Raw genomic sequence first — 21,353 nt, forward strand, 5'->3', positions numbered from 1 at the left:
GTTCGCGGAGCGCGGTTTTTTCGCTATCGTCGCGCGCTGCGTATGACCCAGGCACGCCGCATCCTCGTCGCCCGCCTCGTGAGCGCGCTCTGCGCATCGTTGATCGCGCTCGCCGCGATCCCAGCGCTCGCGCAGACGAGGCCCCGCGCGGTCGTGCTGCGCTTCGAGGGGTGGCGCGCCGAGCAAGCGCGTCGCGCCGCGATGCAAGGGCTCGAGCAGGGCTACGAGCTCGTGCCCGAGCAAGCGCTCGTCGACACCGCGTCGCGCCTCGGCGTCGACGTGAGCACGCCCGAGGGCATGGCGACGGTCGTCGAGAGCCTGCACGTCGAGCTCGTCGTCGGCGGCTTCGTCGAGGGGACGGGACGTCGCGCGACCACGACCGTGTGGGTGATGGACATCCGCGGCAACGAGCTCACGCGTCGCACCACCAGCGCGCCGAGCGGACGCGGCGGCACCCAGGACATCGCCTCGGCCGCGAGCGAAGCCGCGGCGGAGGGCATCGCGGTGCTGCATCGCCCGCCGCCCGAGCCGATCGAGGTCGCGCCCGCCGAGCCCGAGCCCGACGCGCGCGAGGTCGCGCCCGATCACCACATGATGCGCGACGACGTCGACGTCTCCGGGCGCTGGAACCAGCCGATCGTGCGCGCGCTCGCGGGGCTCCGGATCCGCAACCGCACCGCGGCGATCTCGCCCAACGCCGAGCAGCACCGCTTCGACGCCGACTTCTTCCCGGACATCCAGCTCGCGGTGGAGCTGCGCCCGCTCGCGCTCGCGCCGGGCGCCGAGCGCGGCCTCTACTTCGCGGTCTCCGGCGGGTTCTCGGCGGGCCTCAGCTACGTGCGTCGCGACGGTCAGGTGCGCGACATGATGACCTACGACTTCGAGGTCGACGCGGGCTACGGCCTCGTGCTCGCCGAGATGGTCGAGCTCGTCCTGTCCGCGGGCTTCGGCATCGACGGCTTCGAGCTGAGCGAGTGGCTGCCCACGCCCGGCGCGCCCGACTTCGCGTCGACGCTCTACACGTACATCCGCCCCGCGGTGCAGGGCCGCATCCGCCTGGTCCCCGACAGCGTGCTGGTCGCGGAGCTCGGCTTCGGCGGTCGCATCGTCGTCGACTCGGGCCCGATCCAGTACCTCGGGCCCGACGGCACCTCGAACGGCGGGATCGATCTGTTCCTCGGCCTCGCGGGCCAGCTCGACATCGGCTTCAGCTGGGCCGCGCGCTTCGCGTACCAGAGCTATTTCCTCGGGTTCAGCGGGATGCCCGCAGTGGCGGAGTCGGGCACCGACGAGTCGATCCAGATCTGGCTCATGGTCGGCTGGAGCTTCTGACCGGATCGACGTACGTCTCGCGGCCCCGGGCTCGTCCGGGGCGCCGACGCGATGCTGTTCAACAGCCTCGATTACCTGCTCTTCCTCGCGCTCGCGCTCGCCGGCTGGTGGCTGCTCGCGCGCGCCGGATGGGTGCGCCTCCTCTTCGTGATCGTCGCGTCGTGCGTGTTCTACGCGGCGTGGCAGCCCTGGTATCTCGGGCTGATCCTCGGCTCGACGCTGATCGACTGGCTCGTCGCCAAGCAGATCCACGCGCACGAGGACGACACGACGCGCAAGCGCTGGCTCTCGGTCAGCGTGGTGCTGAACCTCGGGCTGCTCGGCACCTTCAAGTACTTCGACTTCGGATCGCGCGCGATCTCCGACGCGCTCGCACCGATCGGGCTCTACCCGGACCCGGTGCTGCTGAACGCGATCCTGCCGGTCGGCATCTCGTTCTACACGTTCGAGTCGCTCAGCTACTGCATCGACGTCTATCGCCGGAAGACCGCGCCCGCGAAGAGCCCGCTCGAGCTGCTCTTCTTCATCACGTTCTTCCCCAAGCTCGTCGCCGGCCCGATCGCGCGCCCCGCGGACCTCCTGCCGCAGCTCGATCGCGCGCCGCGCGTCGACGTCGCGCGCGTCTCGAACGGTCTCTTCCTGATCGCGACCGGCCTCGTGAAGAAGGTCGTGTTCGCCGACTACGTCTCGGTGAACCTCGTCGATCGCGTCTTCGACAACCCCGACGCGTTCACCGCGGCCGAGGTCGTGATCGGCCTCTACGGCTTCACGCTGCAGATCTACGCGGACTTCTCGGGCTACACCGACGTCGCCCGCGGCTCCGCGAAGCTCTTCGGCATCGAGCTGCCCGAGAACTTCGATCGCCCGTACCAGGCCAAGAGCCCCGCCGAGTTCTGGCGTCGATGGCACATGACGCTCTCGACGTGGCTGCGCGACTACCTGTACTTCCCGCTCGGCGGATCGAAGCTCGGCGAGCGCCGCACGTACCTCAACCTCTGGCTCACGATCTTCCTGATCGGCCTGTGGCACGGCGCCGCGTGGACGTTCGTGATCTACGGCGCGCTGCAGGCGACCGCGGTGGTGCTGCATCGCCTCACGACGCGCGTGACCGGCAAGCCCGCGGGCACGCCCGATCCGCTCTGGCTCACCGCGCTGAAGATCGCGGGCACGATGCAGTTCGTCGTGTTCTCGCGGATCCTCTTCCGCGCGGAGAGCCTCGACAACGCGGGCGAGATCGTGTCGCGCCTCGGCTCGGGCACGAGCTCGCTCGCGCAGGTCGCGCCCGGCGTGTGGCTCGTGATGCTCGTCGGTTTCGCGATGCACTACACGCCGCGCGCGTGGTACGCGACCATGCGCGAGCGCTTCGTGGCGCTCCCCGCGGTGGCGCAAGGTGTGCTGTTGGCGGTGCTCGCGGGTGCGCTCCTGGAGCTTTCATCCACCCAGGTCGTCCCGTACATCTACTTCCAGTTCTGATGGCCACCACGAAGCGCGCGCCCTGGGAGGAGAAGCCCTACGGTCTCGACGACCCGTGCGACGCGACGCCCGAGGAAGCGCGCCGCGGCGTGGTGCACCTCGCGATCGTCGCCGCGGTGTTCGTGGTGATCGCGCTCGTGACGTACCTCGTGCCCCTCGACGCGATGCACGCGCTGCGTCCCTGGGAGCCCGGCGAGGAGATCCCGATCGCGCGGCTCTACGGGCGCGAGGCGAGCGAGGTGAGCAGCACCGCGATCGCGACCGGCGGTGGGGGCGCGGGCGGCCCGCAGCAAGGCGCGCTCGACGACTCGGTGCTCGCGAACCTCGAGGAAGAGGAAGAAGCGCCGGCCCCGGAGATCGAACCGACCGATCCCGCCCAGCGCGCGAGCGGCGTGCGCATCGATCCCAGCGAGCTCGAGGGCCTCGCGCGCGAGATCGAAGATCCGAACGGCACCGCGATGCGCGCGTTCTACGACGCGCTCTATCGCACCGCGGCGCGCGAGCCCGGCGCGATCACGCGCGTCGCGCACTACGGCGACTCGTCGATCGCGCTCGACGGCATCACGCAGACGGTGCGCGAGCGCATGCAGCACCGGTTCGGCGACGCGGGCCACGGCTTCGTGCTCGCTGCGCGCGGCTCGATGCCCTATCGCCATCGCGGCGTGCGTCACGAGTCGAGCGACGCGTGGCGCCTGATGGACATCACGCACCTGCCGCTCTCCGACGGGCACTACGGCTACGGCGGCTACCAGGCGCGCTCGATCAGCGGCGCGACCGCGGAGTTCGCGACCGCCGAAGAGGGCAACCCGGTCGGCACCCACGCATCGCGCTTCGAGGTGCTCTACGAGCGCCATCCGCGCGGCGGCCGCTTCGAGATCCGCGTGGACGGAGGCGAGCCCCAGCTCGTCGACACGCGCGGTGAGCCGGTGACCGACGACGTGCATCGCGTGGTGGTGCCCGACGGACCGCACGAGATCACGATCCGCACCGTGGGCCACGGCGAGAGCCACCTCTACGGCGTGGTGCTCGAGCGTGACGGGCCCGGCGTGGTCTACGACTCGCTCGGCATGGTCGGCGCGCGCGCGCGTCGTTTCCTCGGGTTCGATCGCGCTCACCTCGCGCGCCAGCTCGAGCAGCGCGGCACGAACCTCGTGGTGATCGGCTACGGCGGCAACGACGCCGACGACGATCGCGACGAGGCGCAGTTCGAGGAGGACTTCCGCCAGGTCGCGCGCCTCGTGCGCCAGGCGCGCCCCGAGGCGTCGTGCCTGCTCTTCGCGCCGCTCGACCAAGCGGAGCGCGACGAGCGCGGCCGCATCCGCACGCTCGAGACGGTGCCGATGATCGTGCGCGCGATGCGTCGCGCCGCGCAGGCCGAGGGCTGCGCGTTCTTCGACACCTGGAGCGCGATGGGCGGCGAGGGCGGGATGGAGCGCTGGTTCCGATCACGCCCGCGCCTCGCGTTCGGCGACTTCCGACACGCGACGCCGGCGGGCTATCGAGTGATCGGGAACATGCTCTACAAGGCGCTCTTGAAGGGGTTCTCGGACTACCTCGAGCGTCGCTGATCACTCACCCGCGTTCGCCGGGAGGTGGATCACGAACACCGCGCCGCCGTTCGGCGCGTCGTGCAGCGACACGCTGCCGCCGTGGGCCTCCGCGGCGCGACGAACGACCGAGAGGCCCAGCCCGGTGCCGCTCGGGCGCGTCGTGAAGAAGGGCTCGAACACGCGCTGCGCGAGCGCTGCCGGCACCCCGGGCCCGTGATCCTCGACCTCGATGCGCACGCCATCCGAGTCGCCCCCCGCGACCCGCACCGCGATCGGCTCGCCGTCGGGCGAGGCGAGCACCGCGTTCACGATCAGGTTGATCAGCGCCTGACGGATCATGCGCCCGTCCACCCACGCCGCGCTCGCGTCGCCCTCGGTCGTGAGCGTCACGTGCGACTCGGGGAATCGCACCCGCACGCTCTCGATCGCCGTCTCCGCGATCGTCGCGATCGACTCGCGCTTCGGCGCCGGCGTGTGCGGTCGCGCGAAGTCGATCAGGTCGCTGACGATCTGGTTCAGCCGTCCCGCCTCCTCGCGCACGATCGCGATCATCCCGCGCGCATCGCCCTCCGCGGGCACCAGCCGCGCGAGCACCGAGACCGCGTTCGAGATCGCGCCGAGCGGGTTCCGCACCTCGTGCGCGACCACGGCCGCCAGCTCGCCCAGCGCCGCGAGCCGCTCGCGCTCCACGCGCTCGCGCTGTGCGTCCGCGAGCCGCTCGTAGCTGAGCTGCAGATCGCGCAGCAGCCGCGAGCTCGTGACCGCCGCCGCGATCTGGCGCGCGAAGAGCCCGAGGAACGCGACGTCCTTCGCGTTCGGCAGCTCCTCGTGGAAGCTCAGCGGCCCACCGCGGGTGCGGAACACGAGCACGCCCTCGAGCTCCGATCCCGGCGTGCCCCGCCGCGAGAGCGGCAGCACCAGGGTCCACGCGCGCACCGTCGCGTCGGTCGAGGGATCGTCCCGCGCGAACGCCGCGTCGACGCAGTCCAGCAGCGGCGAGATCGAGCTGGCGCGCCGCAGCTCGTCCGCGGTGCCGAAGCGCGGCTCGCGATCCTCGGGCAGCGCGCCGAGCACCGTGGCGCACGCGTCGCGCGCCCGCGACTCGGGCGGCTCTCGCCCCGGCACCGCGCGCACCACCGAGGGCACCAGCGCGAGCCCGTCGCGCACCACGAACGCGAGCGCCTGATCGAAGGGGAACAGTGAGAACAGCACGTCCGCCGCGCGCTCGAGGATGCGCTCCGGGCTCGCGTGTCCCGCGACGTCGATCGCGAACTGGTTCAGCGCGTCGAGCCGCGCGATCTGCCGTCCGAGCTCGCGCTGCGAGAGGAAGAGCTTCTGCTCGGTGCGCACGAGGTGGCGCACCTGGTCGTCGAGGGCCGCGTTCAGCCGCAGGAGCTCGCGGACTCGGGAGTCGCCGTCGTCGTGCCCGTCCTCGCTCATCTCGTTCGCGGGTACAGCGCGCAGAGCACGGCGGTGTAGTTGTGGAACCACGTGCGGCCCGCGACCGGCGCGATCTCGCCGTAGGTGTGCGCGCCGACCCACGGCACCCGGTCGTCGAACTCGCGCTGCACCGGCGCGATCAGGCGCGGCGTGGTCTCGTGCCCGAAGAGCAGCGCGCCGCGCCCCGCGCACTCGAGGTCGAGCACCAAGAGCGGCTTCGCACCGCGTCGCGCCGCGATCTCGCGCGCCGCCGCGACCGCGCGCGCGCACACCTTCTCGGGGTTGCGGACCGCGAGCTGCACGCGCGTCCCCGCGCGCAGGCCCGCTTGGAAGTAGAGCGCCCCGCGCGTCGCATCGAGGCGCACCGGGACGCGCACCGTGAAGTCGTCGATGCCGACCTCGTCGCCGCCGACCTTCTCGGCGACGAGCAGATGCGCGACGTGCATCGCCTCGAGCGTGTCGGTCCCGTCCGCGAGGTACTCCTGGAAGAACGACCACGCCGGGCGATCGTCGATGCGCTCCATCCATCCGCCCTGCGCCTGGGTGACCACGCGCTGGCTCCCGACGAGATCGCACCCGTGCGTCACCAGCACCTCGGGCTCGACCGCGCCGCCGATCAGCAGCGCCGAGAGCCCGCCGTGCAGCACGCGATCCCCCTCGTACTGCCACGTGCGCTCGAAGCGGAGCAGGTCGCCCGCGGTGCCGCCCACGATGCGCAGCGGCGCGGGCAGCGTCGCCTCGAGCGTCTCGAGCAGCTCGCGGCAGTCGCCGCCGATCCCGTCGGGGAAGAGCGCGAGCAGCGCACCGTCGTCGCGCCCGCGCGTCGCGATCATCGACGAGAGCGCGCGCGCCGCGCCCGCCGGATCATCGACGAACCCCGGCACCGAGAACGTCTCGAACCACATCTCGTCGGACGCGATCACCGCGACCGTCGCCGCGTGCGTGACCTCCTCCGAGCCGTGCCGCGTGACGATGCCCTCGGCCGAGCACCCCACGAGCGGCGCGCCCTTCGTCGCCTCGCGCACCCCGCGCACGAGCGCTTCCTGATCGTGTCCCGCCGTCGCGAACACCAGCACGATCGACGGCGCACGACCCTCGAGCGCGCCCATCGCCTCGCGCGCCGCTTCTCGCCCAGCGGTCGCACCATCGCGATTGATGCTCCGGCCGACGCCCGCGAAGCTCCTCGTCGTCATCCCCCGGACGCTAGCCTACGCCCGAGCGACGCACTCTGTCTGCTCCAGCCGGGAGTGCTCGCTGACGGAGGGCGCGCACGGGAGCGTGCGAAGCACGCGGACGGGAGCGGCCTCCGCCCGCGAGCCGACGTTGAGCTCTGTCTGCTCCAGCCGGGAGTGCTCGCTGACGGAGGGCGCGCACGGGCTTAGCTGGAGTGCTCGCTGACGGAGGGCGCGCACGGGAGCGTGCGAAGCACGCGGACGGGAGCGGCCTCCGCCCGCGAGCCGACGTTGAGCTCTGTCTGCTCCAGCCGGGAGTGCTCGCTGACGGAGGGCGCGCACGGGCTTAGCTGGAGTGCTCGCTGGCGGAGGGCGCGCACGGGAGCGTGCGAAGCACGCGGACGGGAGCGGCCTCCGCCCGCGAGCCGACGTTGGGCTCTGTCTGCCTAGCTGGAGTGCTCGATGAAGTGCTCGATGACGGAGCACGCGGACGGGAGCGGCCTCCGCCAGCGAGCCGATGTTTTTCAGCGCTCGATGGCGGCCTCGCGCTGCACGACCACGGTGCGCGTCGGGAACGCGAACGAGATCCCTTCCTGCTCGAAGCGTCGATGCAGCGAGAGCAGCAGCAGCTGCTGGCGATCCGCGAACGCGTTGAACTCCGGCGAGAGCACGTAGAAGACGGTCTCGAAGTCGAGCGACGACTCACCGAGCTTCACGAAGTGCGAGCGATCGAAGCGCAGCCCGTCGATGCCCTCGATCGTCTCGCGCACGATCCCCGGGATCGCCGCGAGCTTCGCGTTCGTCGTGTCGTACTGCACGCCGAACGTCACGACCGCGCGCCGCTCGGTCATGCGCTTGTAGTTCCGGATGCGCGCGCGAGAGAGGTCGCTGTTCGCGAGCACGATCATCTCGCCGCTGAGCGAGCGCAGCTGCGTCGAGCGCCAGCCGATCCGCTCGACGGTCCCGCTGAACGTGTCGACGGTCACGAAGTCGCCGAGGTCGAACGGACGGTCGACGTAGATCGAGAACGCGCCGAACAGGTCGCCGAGCACGTTCTGCACCGCGAGCGCCGCTGCGATGCCTCCGATCCCCAGGCCCGCGACCAGCGTGCTCACCTCGACGCCGAAGTTCGAGAGCACGACCAGCACGAGCACGGCCCACACCACGAGGTTCGTCGCGAACCCCAGCGCCGCGCCCATCGTGCGCTGCCCCGGCTGCACGTCGGGCCTCACGCGCGCATCGAGCAGCAGCCGCACCGCGTTCGTGATCCAGCTGCCTGCCTGGATCGCGAGCACGACGATCATCACGCGCCCGAGCCAGAGATTCCCGTCGCGCGGCAGATCGAGCGAGCGCACCCCGGCCGCGACGCCCGCGACGACGATCGTCATCGTGCTCGTGCGCTGGATGACCTGCACCACGACGTCGTCGAGCCGCGTCGCGGTGCGATCGCTCAGCTTCGAGAGCCGCGACACCGCGAGCCGCTTCGCGATGACGAGCGCCGCGATCACCGCCGTCGCGACGAGCAGCGCGATCCCCCAGCGCAGCAGTGGGTTCCCGAAGAACCGGACCTCGAGGAGCTCCTCCATGATGGCCCTGACGTAGCGACGTCCGGGCGCGATCGCCAACGTCGAGCGCGCGCGCTACATCCGCGCCGTGCCTCGCCCCCCTCGCGACGACCGCCGTTCTTCGTTGCCCACGCTGCGCCTGCGCCGTCCGCTGCGCGCCGCGCTCGAGGCAGGCCACCCGTGGATCTGGCGCGACGCGCTCGACGCGTTCGATCTCGAGCCGGGCACCGTGGTGCGCATCGTCGACGATCGCGGCCCGGTCGCGACCGGCCTCGCGGAGCAGGGTCCGATCGGCGTGCGCGTGCTCTCGACGCGCCCGATCACCATCGACGCGACGTTCTTCGCGGAGCGCATCGCGCGCGCCGCGTCGCTGCGCGATCGCGTCGTGCCGCCCGACACCGACGCGTACCGCCTCGTGCACGGCGAGGGCGACGGAGTGCCCGGCGTGGTGGTCGACGTCTACGCGCACTGGGCCGTCGTGCAGCTCGACGGCGCGGCGTCCGAGCGCTGGCGCGACGCGCTGGTGGCCGGCGTGCGCGCCGCGCGCCCCGCGCTGCGCGGCATCCTCGTGCGCACCGGCCGTCGCGAGCAGAAGAAGATCGAGCTCGCCGACGGCGAGGCGCCTCCGCCCTACGTCGACGTGCGCGAGCACGGCATGGTGCTGCGCGGCGATCTCGCGCACGGCCAGAAGACCGGGCTCTTCCTCGATCACCGCGAGTCGCGCTTCCGCGTGCGCCAGCTCGCGCGCGGCCTGCGCGTGCTCAACCTCTACGGCTACACCGGCGGCTTCTCGATCGGCGCGGGCCTCGGCGGTGCGATCGAGGTCGACACCGTCGACGTCGCGCCCGCCGCGCTCGAGCTCGCGCAGCAGTCGTGGGCGCTCAACGGGCTCACGGCCCCGCACCGCACCCACGCGCGCGACGTGCCCGAGCTCCTCGAAGAAGCGCGCGCCCGAGGCCAGCGCTGGGATCTGATCATCGCGGACCCGCCGAGCTTCGCGCCCAACGAGGCGTCGCTCCCCGCGGCGATCAAGAGCTACCGCGCGCTCCACCGCGCGTGCCTCCGCGCGCTCGAGCCCAACGGCCTCTACCTCGCGGCGTCGTGCTCGAGCCACGTCGATCGCGCGACGTTCGATCGCACCCTGCGCGAGGCCGCCGAGAAGATCGGCCCGGTGCAGGTCCTCGAGCGCTGGGGCGCGCCCGCGGATCATCCGCGCCTCGCCGCGTTCCCCGAGGGCGACTATCTGAAAGTGGTTCTCGCTCGCCGCCTCGACTGAGCGCGCGGATCGCGGTGTCGGCGGCCGACATCCAGCTCCGGGCGCGCGGATGGCGTCGCGACCGGTCGCGGAGCAACCCTGTGCGCGGCGATGGCGTCGCGACCGGTCGCGGAGCAACCCTGCGCGCGGCGATGGCGTCGCGACCGGTCGCGGAGCAACCCTGCGCGCGGCGATTGGCATCGCGACCGGTCGCGGAGCAACCCTGCGCGCGGCGATGGCATCGCGACCGGCCGCGGAGCAATTCCGTGCGCGCCGGCGGCGATCGCGGCCGCCGGTCAGCCTCCCAGCGCCCGTCCGATCAGCGACTGCGCGCGCTCCGAGAGCGACGGTGCCGCCGCGAGCGCGGCGGCGTGCCCCTGGTCGCTCATCTTCGCCCACGTCTTGCGGAGGATGTCGATCACCTTCGCGTCCTCGTGCTGCGCCGCGAACGCGTCGAACCCGTGCGCGAGGAACACCAGGCACGCGCAGTCCTCGAGCGCCTGCGCGTCGGCATCGCTCGCGAGCTTCTGCTTCTGCACGATCGACGCGACGCGCGCGATCGTGTCCTCGTCCCACCCCTCGGCGCGCATGAGCGCGCTCGCGCGCTCCGCGTGCATCTTCCCGAGCTCGCGCCGCCACTTCAGGTACCCGACGCGCCCCTCGGGATACGTCGCGCGCGGCACCTTCCAGCGCTCGACGTGCTGCGCTCGCACCGCGATCCGCAATGCGTCGCTCGCGTCGGGTCGCAGCGCCGCGAGCGCCGCGCTCATGCGCCTTCCGTAGACCAGCGCCTCGGGCGTCCCGTCCTCGCTCCGGCTGGGATCGGCCGCGTTCACCGCGTCGATCGCCGCCAGCGTCCGCTCCACTCGCTCGTCGTTCGCCACGCCGTCCTCCCGCGCTCGCCAGTTCTGTTACTACTCCGCGCGATGTTGGACGACCGCCTGACCGCCGACGAGCGCCGTGCGCTGCTCTTCCTGCTCACGTCGGTCGCGCTCGCCGACGGCAAGCTCTCCGACTCCGAGGTCCGCTTCGTCCAGCGCCTCGCGCTCCCAGTGGGCATCGAGGTCGGCGAGCTGCTCGCGATGGTCGACGAAGCGCACGAGGGCGAGCTCTGCGCCCGCCTCGCGCGACCCGTCGCCGCGCGCATCGCGGTGCTCGAGCTGCTCCGCCTCGCGCACGTCGACGACGTCTACACCCACGTCGAGGAACACGCGATCCACGAGCTCGCGACCCGCCTCGGCGTCGATCTCGCGCGCGTCGAGAAGCTCGAGTCCTGGGTGCGACGGGAGTGGCAGCTCCTGTCCGAAGGCCGCCGCCTCGTGGAAGAGAGCTGATGGATCGCCTTCGCCTCTTCGCGCGCTTCCTGCGCATCGCGTGGGTCTTCGTCGCCGCGCCGTTCCGCTACCTCGGCCGCCTGCTCGTCGCCGACGGAGCGCCCGACCCCGCGACGCGCGAGCGCTGGCAGGGCGAGATCTTCGCGAATGCGCTCGAGTCACTCGGCGCGACCTACGTGAAGTTCGGCCAGATCCTCGGCTCGCGCCCCGATCTGCTCCCGCCCGGATGGCTCGCCGCGCTCGCGCGCCTGCAGGACGACGTCGCGCCCGCGCCGTGGCCCGCGATGCGCGCGATGCTCGAGACGGAGCTCGGCCCGGAGCGCCTCGCGCGCTTCACGCACATCGACGAGACCCCGCTCGCCGCGGCCTCGGTCGCGCAGGTGCACATCGGCGTGCTCGACACCGGCGAGAAGGTCGCGATCAAGATCCAGCGCCCCGAGGCGCGCGAACAGATCGAGCGCGACCTCTTCCTCATGCGGGTGATCGCCAACGCGCTCGATCGCATCCCGCAGCTGCGCCTGCTCTCGATCCCCGGCTCGGTCGAGCGCTTCGGCGAGGCGCTCTCGAACCAGCTCGACTTCACGCTCGAGGCCGCGAACAACCGCCGCCTCGCGAAGAACTTCAAGCGCGAGAAGAAGGTCCGCCTTCCCGCGATCCACGACGCGCTCTCGACGTCGCGCGTGCTCACGATGCAGTTCGTCGACGGCGTGAAGGCGACCCAGCCCGAGCGCGTCGGCGGCGATCGCGTGGAGCTCGCGGAGCGCGGTGGTCGCGCGATCCTGCAGATGGTGTTCGCCGACGGCTTCGTGCACGCCGACCTGCACCCCGGGAACATCCTGCTCGCCGACGACGGCACGATGACGTTCCTCGACCTCGGCATGGTCGCGGAGATCCCGCCCGACCTGATGCGCCCGTGGTGCGAGACCTTCCTCGCGCTCGCCCAGAAGGACGGCGCAGCGGCAGCGCGGCTCTTCTACGTGCACGCGCCGAGCGTGGGGAAGAGCGACTACGACGACTACGAGCGCGACGTGCTCGAGTACCTCTCGAAGCTGTGGGACGTGCGCCTCGGCGACATCGAGGTCGGCGCGGTCGTGAGCGGCATGATGAACGTGCTGCGCCGCCACCAGGTCCAGATCGAGCCGGTGTTCACGGTGGTGAACGTCTCGCTGCTGGTCGCCGAAGGCCTGGGCAAGCAGCTCGATCCGCAGATCGATCTCGTGAACCTCGCCGTCCCCTACCTGCTCCAGGCGCAGCTCGCCGCGCCGCCGGGCAGGGCGCCCCGCCGCGAGGTGGAGCGTCGCGAGCCGCGCGCCCAGGCGAATTGACTCGTCGCGCACGAATTCGTTCGCTGGGGGGGCTTTGAGCCGGCGGACCGCAGTGCTATCCTCGCTCGCGTCGAGTTTCGTTCGTGCCCGTCCGTGCTCCGAGATCCTGGCCCCTTTGGCTCGTTCCCGCGATCGTCGCGGGCGAGCCGCCGGTGTCTCGTTCCGTGCACACGACGCAGCGTTTGCTGGCTCGCGGACTCACCGCCGCGAGCGCTTCCCGCCGCAGGTCCCATCCATGTCCGTCGAGCCCGTCCTGCATGAACGTGGCGAGCCCGGCTTCGTCGACCGCAGACGTGTGGACCAGCAGAGGTATCGAGCGAGGTGACACGTAGCGAACGCGCTGCGTGCGAAGAGGCTGCGGGCGTCGAGCCCGCACGGGAGGGCCGCGAAGGCGGCTCGCCCATGAGGAGAAGGCCGTAGGGAGAGAGAGTGGATCGATGTCGAAGAAGCTTTTCGTGGGTGGTCTGAGCTGGGGTACGACGGACGAGGGACTGCGGCAGGCGTTCGAGCGTTTCGGTGACGTGTCGGAAGCCAAGGTGATCACCGATCGCGAGACCGGTCGTTCGCGTGGCTTCGGGTTCGTCACGTTCGCGGACGGTGCGGCAGCCGATCGTGCGATCCAGGAGATGGATGGCGCGATGCTCGACTCGCGCACCATCAACGTGAACGAGGCGCGTGAGCGCACGCCGCGCGGTCCGGGCGGCGGTGGTGGCGGCTTCGGCGGCGGTGGCGGCGGCTACGGTGGCGGCGGCGGTGGCCGTGGCGGCTACGGCGGCGGCGGCGGCGGTCGCGACTTCGGCGGCGGTGGCGGCGGTTACGGCGGCGGTGGCGGTGGCTACGGCGGCGGTGGCGGCGGCTACGGCGGCGGTGGCGGTGGCTACGGCGGCGGTGGCGGCGGCTACGGCGGCGGCGGTGGCGCGCCGGGCGGCGGCGCCGGCGGCGGTGGCCGTGGTGGCAGCGGCGGCGGCGGGCGCGGGGGCGGCGGTGGCCGTCCGGAGCGCAAGCGTCGTCGTGGTGAGGACGACGACGGCGAGTGGTGAGATCCGCGCGTCTCCGCGCGACTGATCCCCCCACGAAAAGCTGAAGACGAAGGCCGCACCGGCGTCACGACGTGACGCCGGCCAGCGGCCTGTCGTCGTTTTCGGGCTCACTCGTCGACGTCGAGCTCGTCGTCCTGCGCGGTGATTCCGTACTTCTTCATCAGCTTGCGGAAGTACTTGCGGTCGATCTCCGCTTCGCGCGCGGCGTGCGAGATGTTGCCGTTGTTCTTCTTGAGCAGGCCCGCGATGTAGTCGCGCTCGAAGCTCGCGACCCAGCGCTCCTTCGCGTCCTTGAACGTGCCCTCGAGCTCCGACGCGCGGAAGTCGGGCAGCGGGATCGACACGTCCGTCTCGCTGTCGTTGTCGCGCGGCACGCCGCGCGGCCACGCGATGTGCTCGGGCACGTCGGCGAGCTCGACCGTGTCGCTCTCCGAGAACGACACCGCGCGCTCGATCACGTTGTGCAGCTCGCGCACGTTGCCGGGCCAGTCGTACTGCGAGAGCCGATCGAGCACGCCGGGCGCGAACTGCGTCACGCGGCGATGCCCCTCGCGATCCTTGTTGAAGTGGCCGTGATCCAGGAAGTGCCGCGCGAGCAGCTTCACGTCGTCGCGACGCTCGCGCAGCGGCGGGAGCACGAGGCGCACGACCGTGAGCCGATAGAAGAGATCCTCGCGGAAGCGCCCGGCGCGCACTTCCTCCTCGAGGTTGCGGTTCGTCGCGGCGACGATGCGCACGTCGACCTTGATCGGCTTGGTGCCGCCGATGCGCTTCACCTCGCGCTGCTCGAGCACGCGAAGGAGCTTCGGCTGCAGATCGAGCTGCAGCTCGCCGAGCTCGTCGAGGAACACGGTCCCGCCGTTCGCCATCTCGAACACGCCCTGGCGGGTCTGGTGGGCGCCGGTGAACGAGCCCTTCTCGTGCCCGAAGAGCTCGCTCTCGATCAGGTTCTCCGGCACCGCGCCGCAGTCGAACACCATGAAGGGTCCGCCCTCGCGCTTGCTCGCGCCGTGGATCGTGCGCGCGACGACGTCCTTGCCGGTGCCGGTCTCGCCCTCGATGACGACGGTCGCGTCGGTGGGCGCGATCTTCTCGAGGATCGCGTAGATCTCGCGCATCTTGCGGTCGCGCCCGATGATCTCGCCGTAGCGATCGGTCTCCGCGGGGACGATGCGCACGCGCTCGTCGAAGGGCTGGAAGCGGATCTCGGTCTTGCCCAGCGTGACGACGACGTCGGGGCGCAGCCACGCCTCGCGGATGCGCACCCGGTTCACGAACGTGCCGTTCGTCGAGTCGAGATCCTGGATCAGGTACTGATCGCCCTCGACGAAGATGCGGCAGTGATTGCGCGAGACCGTCTCGTCCTCGAGGACGAGATCGTTGTCCTCCATCGCGCCGATGTTGATCACGTCCTTGTCGAAGAGCCGCTCCTCGACTTGACCCTCACGGGCGACGACGAGCTTGAAGCGCCGCAGCGTGATCGTCGCGGGACGCCCGTCGATGTAGGTGATCTTGGTCGCGGAAGCGGGAATCGCGTCGGCGTCAGACATCCGCGCGCACACTTACCGCGGGCCGAATATGGGGTCAACGGTCCCCACGTGATCCCCCTCCGAACGGTGTACTGCGAGTCCTGTCTTGTTGCCGCCCCGAAAAGATCGTGACAGCCTCGGCGAAAGCGGGGCTTCCATGGACGGCCAGGCGCTCTTCGACAAGGTCGTAGCCCTCTCGGGCGTGAGCGCGGTGCTCGCCCCGGGCCTCGTGAAGCGCGCTCTCCTGGACGGGAAGGTCCACATCGAGAGCGCGACGCCCGCCGACTATCGCGCTGCGCTGCCGCGCATCCTGGCGCGGATGCGCGCGTACATGCCGGAAGAGGAAGCGCAGCGACGCGCGCGGCGCATCAGCGCGATGCTCGCGCACCTCGAGTCGGGGCGCACGCTGGTCGAGGGCGAGGACGAGAGCGACTGGTCGTTGATCGGTCGCGTGAACGACGCGCTGCGCGCCGGTGGAGGGACGCCGGCGGAGGGTGTTCGTCGCAGCTCGACGCAGAGCGGTGAGCGCTCGCTGGACGATCTCGACGACGACATCACGGTGCTGGGCCGCCGCTACACCGCGCACGAGCGCGAGCTGCTGCGCAAAGCGGGCGCGCCGGTGAAGGAGCCCACGCAGCCCTTCTCGATCCCCCCGCGCACCGGCTCCGACGACGACGAGCGCTGATCGCGCTCAGGACGCTCGCCCGCCGGTCCGTACGCGCTTCGCGCGCTCCCGTCCGGGGCGGGACGAGCACTCAGTGCGCGGCGCCATCGCCCGTGCCGCCGCGGAACACGAAGTACGCAGCGCCGCAGAGGCAGAGCGTCGCCCAGACGAGATCCATCGAGAACGGGCGCCGCATGTAGAGCACGGCGAACACCATGAACACGATCATGGTGATCACCTCCTGCATCACCTTGAGCTGACCCAGGTTGAACGTGCCGAACCCGGCGCGGTTCGCGGGGACCTGGAGGCAGTACTCGAAGAAGGCGATGCCCCAGCTCACCGCGATGGCGATCCAGAGCGGGCGATCACGCAGCGTCTTCAGGTGCCCGTACCACGCGAACGTCATGAAGACGTTCGAGAGGACGAGCAGCCCGATGGTCCTCAGCCACACCGACGACATGGAGCGATCACGGCGTGCGCTCGCCCTCGGGCGGCGCTTCGGCGGGGCTCTCGTCGGTGGCGCCCATCTCGGCGCCCTCGTCGACCTCCGCGCCCTCGTCGACCTCGGCGTGCTCGTCCTCGCCCGCGAGGGTCTCCGGCGGATCCATGCGGATCGGGCGCATGCGCTCGTACTCGACGGTCACGCCCGCCTGGGTGCGCAGGCGCTCCACGAGCTCGTCGATCGCGGCCTGACGGCGCTCGCGCCAGAGGCGCAGGCGGATCGACGGCGAGGCCTCCTCGAGGCTGCGGTGCTCGGCGGGACGACGCCCGGTGAGCTTCACGACGCTCCACTGACCGCCGACCTCGACCGGCTGCGACACGTCGCCGACCTCGGTGAGCCCGAACGCGGCGCGCACGAGCGCAGCGTCGACCTCGGGGTCGGTGCTGTTCGGGGCGCGGCCCTGGTCGTCGAAGTAGCGGAGGTCGCCACCGCGGGCGCGGCTCTCGGCGTCGAGGCTGCGCTCCTGCGCGATCGAGCGGAACGTGCGCGCGTCGGCCTCGCGGAGCTGCGGCAGGACGCCGTCCGCGTCGGCGCGCGTCGCGAGCAGGATGTGGCTCGCGCGCCGGAGCTCGGGGCGGCTGAACTCCTCGGGGTGCGCGTCGTAGAACGCGCGCACGTCCTCGGCGGAGATCGACTCCGGCGTGATGCGCTCGTCGAAGCGCTCGCGCACGAACTGCTGCACCGCGGCCTGCGACGTGGCCTCGCGCACCTCGGGATCGTCGCCGAAGCCCTGACGCGCGGCCTCGCGCGCGAGCAGCTCGAAGCGCACCATGTTCTGCACGAGGTCGCGCAGCTGCGCGGGATCGCGATAACGCGCGCGCATGAAGGGCGACTGCCGCGCGACCTGATCCTCGATCTCGCCGACGGTGATGCGCACGTCGCCGACACGGGCGATGACCTGCGCGCGACGCGCCTCGTCCTCGGGGGTGCGCGTCGCGGGCGGCGTCGGTGCCGGCGGCGTGGGCTGCGTGGGGTCGACCTGCTGGGCCGTCGCCTTGGAGAGGTCGGTGCCCGCATAGGCGAGGGCGGCGCCCGCGAGCACGGCGGCGATCAGGAGCGTGGCGATCCGGCGCATCGGCGGGCCTTCATTCCATGCACGAAAACGAGGGTCAAGCGTGCTCAGGACAGCTGGAGTGCTCGCTGGTGGAGGGCCCGCACGGGAGCGTGCGGCGCACGCGGACGGGAGGGCTCTGCGCCAGCGAGCCGATTTTGGACACTCTCTTCAGAACCCGTAGCCGACCGAGCCGCCGAACGAGAAGCCGTAGCCGTTGAACGCGGTGTCGACGCGGATCTGGATCTGGCGGATCGGCTTGAAGCGGAACGAGACGCGCGGGAGGTCGATCGTCGCGAAGATCGGCGGGACGCCGCCCTCGCCGAAGTAGAACGGGTTCGCGCCCGTGATGTGCTGGTAGGTGCCGCCGCGCTGGCGCGTGTCGTCGAGACGGCCGTTCGAGCCGGGCATCTCGACCGGGGTCTCGCAGCGATCGCCGGTCGACGCGTCGGGGCCGGGGCAGGGCATCCAGTTGCTGCCGCTGCCGACCGCGTCGATCGCCTCGGTGCGGTAGAGGTCACCGATCACGCCGCCGACGCCGAGGCCGAGGCCGATCTCGATCGCGAACCAGTCGGCGATCGGGATCGACCACGAGAAGCCGAACCAGCCGTAGATGACGCCGAGGTTGCTCTCGATGTACTCGGTCTCGCCGACGGGCTCGTTCTCGCCGCGGAGGAACCCGTTCCAGCCCATCCCCTGGTAGAAGACCTCGAGCTGGATGTTGAAGCCGTTGCGGCGGTAGTTGAAGTACGCGCCGAACGCGCCGTTCACCGGGACGTCGAAGCCGTTGGGGAACGCGACGCCGCCGACCTCGAACGGGTAGCTCGGGATGACGAGCGCACGCGCGAGCGCGCCGACGAAGAAGTAGTCGCGGTTCTCGACTTCGTGGGGATCGATGCCGTCGTCGCCGCGCTCGACCGTGGTCTGCTCCTCGAGCAGCGCCTGCTCGTCGGACATCTGGGTCTCGGACGGCGTGCCCGTGTCGTCGGTCGCCGTCGCGCCCTCGGCCGCGGTCGTCGTGCCGGTGGTCTGCGCGGACGCGCGTGGAGCTGCGAGCGAGAGGACGAGCGCGGTCAGGAGCGAAAGCGAGGCGATGCGAGTCATGGACGGGCATCCTAAGCGGGGACGCGGATCCCGTGGAAGAGGCGGCGCGAACGGCGTGTGCGCGCGCTCAAGCGGAGATCAGACGTTGGGGATGCGGACTTGCGATGCGAACGCAGCGCCGAGCGTCGTGACCGTCACGCACGCGAACATCGCCGCGAGCGCGAGCCAGAGCAGGAACGCGAGCGCACCGCGTCGTGCGTCGATGCCCTGCATGCGCGAGACCGCGACGATCTGGATCCACGTCGACCAGACGCCGAACGCGAAGCCGATCGCACCGCCGAACGCGCCGACGAAGGTGAGCGGCGAGACGATCGGGACGAGCGCCGCGGTGGCGCTCGCGTAGCAGAGCGCGCGCACGATCACGTGGTAGGGGCGCTGCAGCCCCCCGACGGCGCGCAGGGCGATCCACCAGAACGACGCCGCGACGAACGTGCTCACGAAGAACACGAGCGGGGCGACCGCGAGCTGCGCGAGGAACGCCTCGTCCGATGCGGCCCAGAGGAACTGGCGCATCACCGGATCGGCGCGCAGCTCGGCGCGCGTCTGCTCGGCGAACACGAGGTTCCAGCCGGTGCTCGAGGCGGCCCCGACGAGGTGCAGCAGGAGCCCGAGCGCGACGGTGGGCGCGAGCGCGCGCTCGCGCGTGGGCTGCGAGAAGAACGCGTGCGGCTGGGTGATCACGCCGACGACGGTGCGCACCAGGGCGCGCACGATGCCGAGCTCTCGGCGCTGCTCCCACGGGATGTGGCCGGCGCGCGACGACTCGCACGATGCGCACAGGACCTCGCCGTTCGCGAGCACCTGCGTGCAGGCGACGCACGCGGCGCGCTGGCAGCGCGTGCAGGTCGCGTGGCCCGGACGATCGGGGTGCGTCGCGCAGCTCGCGGGATCGGGAGACGTCGAGGCGTCGAGCGGCGTGGGCGGGATCACGCGGGCGATCCTGACGCCGTACGGCGGGTGTGCGCCAGCACGGCCTCGGCGAGCGCCGCGGCGCCGCGCCAGTGCATGTTGTGCCCGACGCCCGCGAGCTCGACCTCGTGGGCGTGCGGGATCGCGGCGACGCGCTCGGCGTGATCGGCGGTGCGGAAGCCGAGCTCGGTGCTCACGACCAGCACCGGGGCGTCGATGCGCGCGAGGAGCGCGCGGAAGCTCTCGGGGCGGAACACGCGAGGCGAGCTCGTCCGGTGCATCGGGTCGAAGCGCCACGCGAGCCCGCCTTCGACCACGCGCGTGCCCTTCTCGGCGAGGAAGCGCGCGTGCGCGGGATCGAGATCGGCGTTCTGGGTGAGCAGGCGCTTGGCCGCCTCGTCGAGATCGCGCATCGGGCGGGGCGTCGCGGCGCGCACCCGCGCGACCGAGGAGAGCCAGCCCGCGATGCGATCCGGCGCCGCCTCGAGCGCGATCGCGGGCGGACCGAGGCCCTCGCAGAGCGTGAGCGTGAGCAGGCCCGCGGGGCGGGTGCCCGCGTACATCGCGCTCGCGGTGCCGCCCATCGAGTGCCCGAGCCAGTGGTGCGGCGCGCCCTTCGTGAGGTGCGGCGCGAGCTCGACGAGATCGAGCAGGTAGTCTTCGAAGTGATAGTAGCCGCCGCGCCCGATCCACTCGGTGTCGCCGTGGCCGCGCCAGTCGAACGCGAGCACGCGATGTCCCGCGCGCGCGAGGTGCTGCGCGACGAAGTGGAAGCTCCATGCGTGATCGAGGAAGCCGTGCGCGCACACGATCGGCGCGCCGCGCTCGTCGGGCGCGTCCCACTCCAGCACGCGGTGCGAGAGGCCGTTCGCGACGAAGCGCGACTCGCGCGGAACGATCTCGCTCACGCCGTGCCTCGCGCGAAGCGACGCGGATCGAGCGCGGCCGCGTCGGGGATCGAGGTCGCACCCTCGGCGATCATCTCGGCGATCAGCACGGCGGTGAGCGGCGCGAGCAGGATGCCGTTGCGGTGGTGGCCGGTCGCGAGCCAGAGGCCCTCGGGGCCGGCGGGGCCGACCAGCGGGAGCTCGTCGGGGCTCGCGGGGCGGAAGTTCACCGCGCTGCTCACGAGGGGTGCGTCGGCGAGCGCGGGGAAGACGCGGGTGGCGCGCGCGATCACGGTCGCGACGCCGCCGAGCGTGACCTCTTTCGCGAAGCCCGCGTCCTCCATCGTCGCGCCGCACACGACGCGACCATCGGGGCGCGGCACGACGTAGCCGCCCGCGCCGAACACGATGCGCGATGCGATGCACGGGCGGCGCTCGGTGTGGACGAGCTGCCCGCGGATGGGGCGCACCACCTGCGCGGGCGCGGGCAGGCCGGGGACGAGCGCGGTCCAGCTCCCCGCCGCGACGACGACGTGCCCCGCGTCGATGGTGCCGTCGTCGACCAGCACTCCGGTGATGCGTGCGCCCTCGGTGCGAACGCCACGCACCGTGGCGCCCGAGCGGAATCGAGCGCCGGCGCGCTCGGCCGCGATCGCGAGCGCGCGCAGCAGCACCGGCGGCTCGACCTGGGCCTCCTCGGGGAGATCGATGGCGCCGCGCACCGCCGGGCCGAGCTCGGGCTCGCGCCGCCGCGCCTCGTCGGCGTCGAGGTGCTCGGCCGCCGCTCCGCCGTCGCGCAGCGAGCGTGCGCGCGACTCCAGGCGGTCTTCGTCGTCGGTGGCGACGATCATCGCGCCGCAGCGACGGAACCCCACGTCGACGCCGGCGCGCTCGCGCAGCTCTTCGGCCAGGCGCTCGTGGAGCTCGCGGCTGCGCACGCCGCAGCGGGTCGCGACGCCGGGCTCGCCGTGCTCGATGCGCGGCGCGAGGATGCCCGCAGCGACGCTCGACGCCTCGGCGCCCGGCACGCTGCGCTCCAGCACGACCGGGCGCAGGCCGCGCGTCGCGAGCCGCAGCGCGATCGCGCAGCCCATCACGCCTCCACCGATCACGACGACGTCGGGCGACGACACGCGCGAGAAATGCGGCAGCGACCCCAGGGAGTCAATGCGTGCGGTCCACGCGGAATCGTCGGCGCCGACGTTGACGCACCGAGGGGCC

Annotated in this window: 19 protein-coding genes; 8 read left to right on the top strand and 11 right to left on the bottom strand. The window is 71.8% G+C overall.

The annotated features are described in order from the left end of the window. The first annotated feature begins 42 nt into the window (after positions 1–42). From I5071_RS03730 to I5071_RS03740, 3 genes are read left to right on the top strand one after another with little or no spacing between them, the layout of a single operon-like run. The gene (locus tag I5071_RS03730; protein ID WP_236603993.1) at positions 43–1,332 is read left to right on the top strand and encodes a hypothetical protein; all 1,290 of its coding nucleotides are present in this window, start codon (positions 43–45) and stop codon (positions 1,330–1,332) included. Positions 1,333–1,383: 51 nt separating this feature from the next. Then, positions 1,384–2,805: an MBOAT family O-acyltransferase gene (locus tag I5071_RS03735; protein ID WP_236603994.1), complete on the top strand. Its 1,422-nt coding sequence runs from the start codon at positions 1,384–1,386 to the stop codon at positions 2,803–2,805. Next, positions 2,805–4,373 (top strand): GDSL-type esterase/lipase family protein, encoded by a 1,569-nt coding sequence (locus I5071_RS03740; protein WP_236603995.1) that lies wholly within the window; start codon positions 2,805–2,807, stop codon positions 4,371–4,373. The genes I5071_RS03735 and I5071_RS03740 overlap by 1 nt, the downstream gene beginning before the upstream one ends. On the opposite strand, the gene I5071_RS03745 is transcribed toward I5071_RS03740, so the two are convergent. From I5071_RS03745 to I5071_RS03755, 3 genes are all read right to left on the bottom strand, one after another. Further along, on the bottom strand, positions 4,374–5,795 hold the full coding sequence (locus tag I5071_RS03745; protein WP_236603996.1) for a sensor histidine kinase: 1,422 nt from the start codon (positions 5,793–5,795) through the stop codon (positions 4,374–4,376). It lies immediately after the preceding gene. Continuing rightward, on the bottom strand, positions 5,792–6,988 hold the full coding sequence (locus tag I5071_RS03750; RefSeq protein WP_236603997.1) for an FIST signal transduction protein: 1,197 nt from the start codon (positions 6,986–6,988) through the stop codon (positions 5,792–5,794). Before I5071_RS03750 ends, I5071_RS03745 begins: the two co-directional genes overlap by 4 nt. Before the next feature lie 503 nt (positions 6,989–7,491). Next, the gene (locus I5071_RS03755) at positions 7,492–8,553 is read right to left on the bottom strand and encodes a mechanosensitive ion channel family protein (RefSeq protein ID WP_236603998.1); all 1,062 of its coding nucleotides are present in this window, start codon (positions 8,551–8,553) and stop codon (positions 7,492–7,494) included. Positions 8,554–8,620: 67 nt separating this feature from the next. Here I5071_RS03755 and I5071_RS03760 point away from each other — a divergent pair, with 67 nt between their 5' ends. Further along, positions 8,621–9,808 (top strand): class I SAM-dependent rRNA methyltransferase, encoded by a 1,188-nt coding sequence (locus tag I5071_RS03760; RefSeq protein WP_236603999.1) that lies wholly within the window; start codon positions 8,621–8,623, stop codon positions 9,806–9,808. A gap of 275 nt (positions 9,809–10,083) precedes the next feature. Here I5071_RS03760 and I5071_RS03765 read toward each other — a convergent pair whose 3' ends face one another. After that, a complete protein-coding gene (locus I5071_RS03765; RefSeq protein WP_236604000.1) occupies positions 10,084–10,671 on the bottom strand; it encodes a DUF4202 domain-containing protein in 588 nt (195 codons plus the stop codon). Between the two features lie 42 nt (positions 10,672–10,713). On the opposite strand from I5071_RS03765, the gene I5071_RS03770 reads away from it, so the two are divergent. The 3 genes from I5071_RS03770 (at position 10,714) to I5071_RS03780 (ending at position 13,486) form a co-directional block, all read left to right on the top strand. Further along, complete coding sequence (locus tag I5071_RS03770; protein ID WP_236604001.1) at positions 10,714–11,121, top strand: TerB family tellurite resistance protein; 408 nt, start codon at positions 10,714–10,716, stop codon at positions 11,119–11,121. Next, positions 11,121–12,446, top strand: coding sequence for an ABC1 kinase family protein (locus I5071_RS03775; RefSeq protein ID WP_236604002.1), 1,326 nt, complete (start codon positions 11,121–11,123; stop codon positions 12,444–12,446). The genes I5071_RS03770 and I5071_RS03775 overlap by 1 nt, the downstream gene beginning before the upstream one ends. A 437-nt stretch (positions 12,447–12,883) precedes the next feature. Next, a complete protein-coding gene (locus I5071_RS03780; protein WP_236604003.1) occupies positions 12,884–13,486 on the top strand; it encodes an RNA recognition motif domain-containing protein in 603 nt (200 codons plus the stop codon). 107 nt (positions 13,487–13,593) lie between these two features. On the opposite strand, the gene I5071_RS03785 is transcribed toward I5071_RS03780, so the two are convergent. Next, complete coding sequence (locus I5071_RS03785; protein WP_236604004.1) at positions 13,594–15,036, bottom strand: sigma 54-interacting transcriptional regulator; 1,443 nt, start codon at positions 15,034–15,036, stop codon at positions 13,594–13,596. 136 nt (positions 15,037–15,172) lie between these two features. Here I5071_RS03785 and I5071_RS03790 point away from each other — a divergent pair, with 136 nt between their 5' ends. Then, entirely contained in the window at positions 15,173–15,700 is a 528-nt protein-coding gene (locus I5071_RS03790) for a hypothetical protein (RefSeq protein ID WP_236604005.1), read from the top strand. 70 nt (positions 15,701–15,770) lie between these two features. Here the strand turns inward: I5071_RS03790 and I5071_RS03795 are convergent, their stop codons facing one another. The 6 genes from I5071_RS03795 to thiO form a co-directional block, all read right to left on the bottom strand. Beyond that, entirely contained in the window at positions 15,771–16,139 is a 369-nt protein-coding gene (locus I5071_RS03795) for a DMT family protein (RefSeq protein ID WP_236604006.1), read from the bottom strand. A gap of 7 nt (positions 16,140–16,146) precedes the next feature. Continuing rightward, entirely contained in the window at positions 16,147–17,256 is a 1,110-nt protein-coding gene (locus I5071_RS03800; protein ID WP_236604007.1) for a peptidylprolyl isomerase, read from the bottom strand. Between the two features lie 147 nt (positions 17,257–17,403). After that, positions 17,404–18,336, bottom strand: a complete 933-nt coding sequence (locus I5071_RS03805; protein WP_236604008.1) for a hypothetical protein — start codon at positions 18,334–18,336, stop codon at positions 17,404–17,406. 78 nt (positions 18,337–18,414) lie between these two features. Further along, positions 18,415–19,266: a Yip1 family protein gene (locus I5071_RS03810; RefSeq protein ID WP_236604009.1), complete on the bottom strand. Its 852-nt coding sequence runs from the start codon at positions 19,264–19,266 to the stop codon at positions 18,415–18,417. Then, positions 19,263–20,153: an alpha/beta hydrolase gene (locus I5071_RS03815; RefSeq protein WP_236604010.1), complete on the bottom strand. Its 891-nt coding sequence runs from the start codon at positions 20,151–20,153 to the stop codon at positions 19,263–19,265. The genes I5071_RS03810 and I5071_RS03815 overlap by 4 nt, the downstream gene beginning before the upstream one ends. Then, positions 20,150–21,265 (bottom strand): glycine oxidase ThiO, encoded by a 1,116-nt coding sequence (gene thiO, locus I5071_RS03820; RefSeq protein WP_236604011.1) that lies wholly within the window; start codon positions 21,263–21,265, stop codon positions 20,150–20,152. Before thiO ends, I5071_RS03815 begins: the two co-directional genes overlap by 4 nt. Positions 21,266–21,353: the final 88 nt, after the last annotated feature.

This window comes from Sandaracinus amylolyticus (assembly GCF_021631985.1).
Lineage (GTDB): Bacteria > Myxococcota_A > Polyangia > Polyangiales > Sandaracinaceae > Sandaracinus > Sandaracinus amylolyticus_A.

Bases quoted from the DNA above. Each gene is read 5' to 3' on its own strand.
- I5071_RS03750 (WP_236603997.1), bottom strand. From the start codon at position 6,988: ATGACGACGAGGAGCTTCGCGGGCGTCGGCCGGAGCATCAATCGCGAT.
- I5071_RS03735 (WP_236603994.1), top strand. From the start codon at position 1,384: ATGCTGTTCAACAGCCTCGATTACCTGCTCTTCCTCGCGCTCGCGCTC.
- I5071_RS03780 (WP_236604003.1), top strand. From the start codon at position 12,884: ATGTCGAAGAAGCTTTTCGTGGGTGGTCTGAGCTGGGGTACGACGGAC.
- I5071_RS03775 (WP_236604002.1), top strand. From the start codon at position 11,121: ATGGATCGCCTTCGCCTCTTCGCGCGCTTCCTGCGCATCGCGTGGGTC.
- I5071_RS03770 (WP_236604001.1), top strand. From the start codon at position 10,714: ATGTTGGACGACCGCCTGACCGCCGACGAGCGCCGTGCGCTGCTCTTC.
- I5071_RS03755 (WP_236603998.1), bottom strand. From the start codon at position 8,553: ATGGAGGAGCTCCTCGAGGTCCGGTTCTTCGGGAACCCACTGCTGCGC.
- I5071_RS03795 (WP_236604006.1), bottom strand. From the start codon at position 16,139: ATGTCGTCGGTGTGGCTGAGGACCATCGGGCTGCTCGTCCTCTCGAAC.
- I5071_RS03790 (WP_236604005.1), top strand. From the start codon at position 15,173: ATGGACGGCCAGGCGCTCTTCGACAAGGTCGTAGCCCTCTCGGGCGTG.
- I5071_RS03800 (WP_236604007.1), bottom strand. From the start codon at position 17,256: ATGCGCCGGATCGCCACGCTCCTGATCGCCGCCGTGCTCGCGGGCGCC.
- I5071_RS03730 (WP_236603993.1), top strand. From the start codon at position 43: ATGACCCAGGCACGCCGCATCCTCGTCGCCCGCCTCGTGAGCGCGCTC.
- I5071_RS03785 (WP_236604004.1), bottom strand. From the start codon at position 15,036: ATGTCTGACGCCGACGCGATTCCCGCTTCCGCGACCAAGATCACCTAC.
- I5071_RS03745 (WP_236603996.1), bottom strand. From the start codon at position 5,795: ATGAGCGAGGACGGGCACGACGACGGCGACTCCCGAGTCCGCGAGCTC.
- I5071_RS03740 (WP_236603995.1), top strand. From the start codon at position 2,805: ATGGCCACCACGAAGCGCGCGCCCTGGGAGGAGAAGCCCTACGGTCTC.
- I5071_RS03805 (WP_236604008.1), bottom strand. From the start codon at position 18,336: ATGACTCGCATCGCCTCGCTTTCGCTCCTGACCGCGCTCGTCCTCTCG.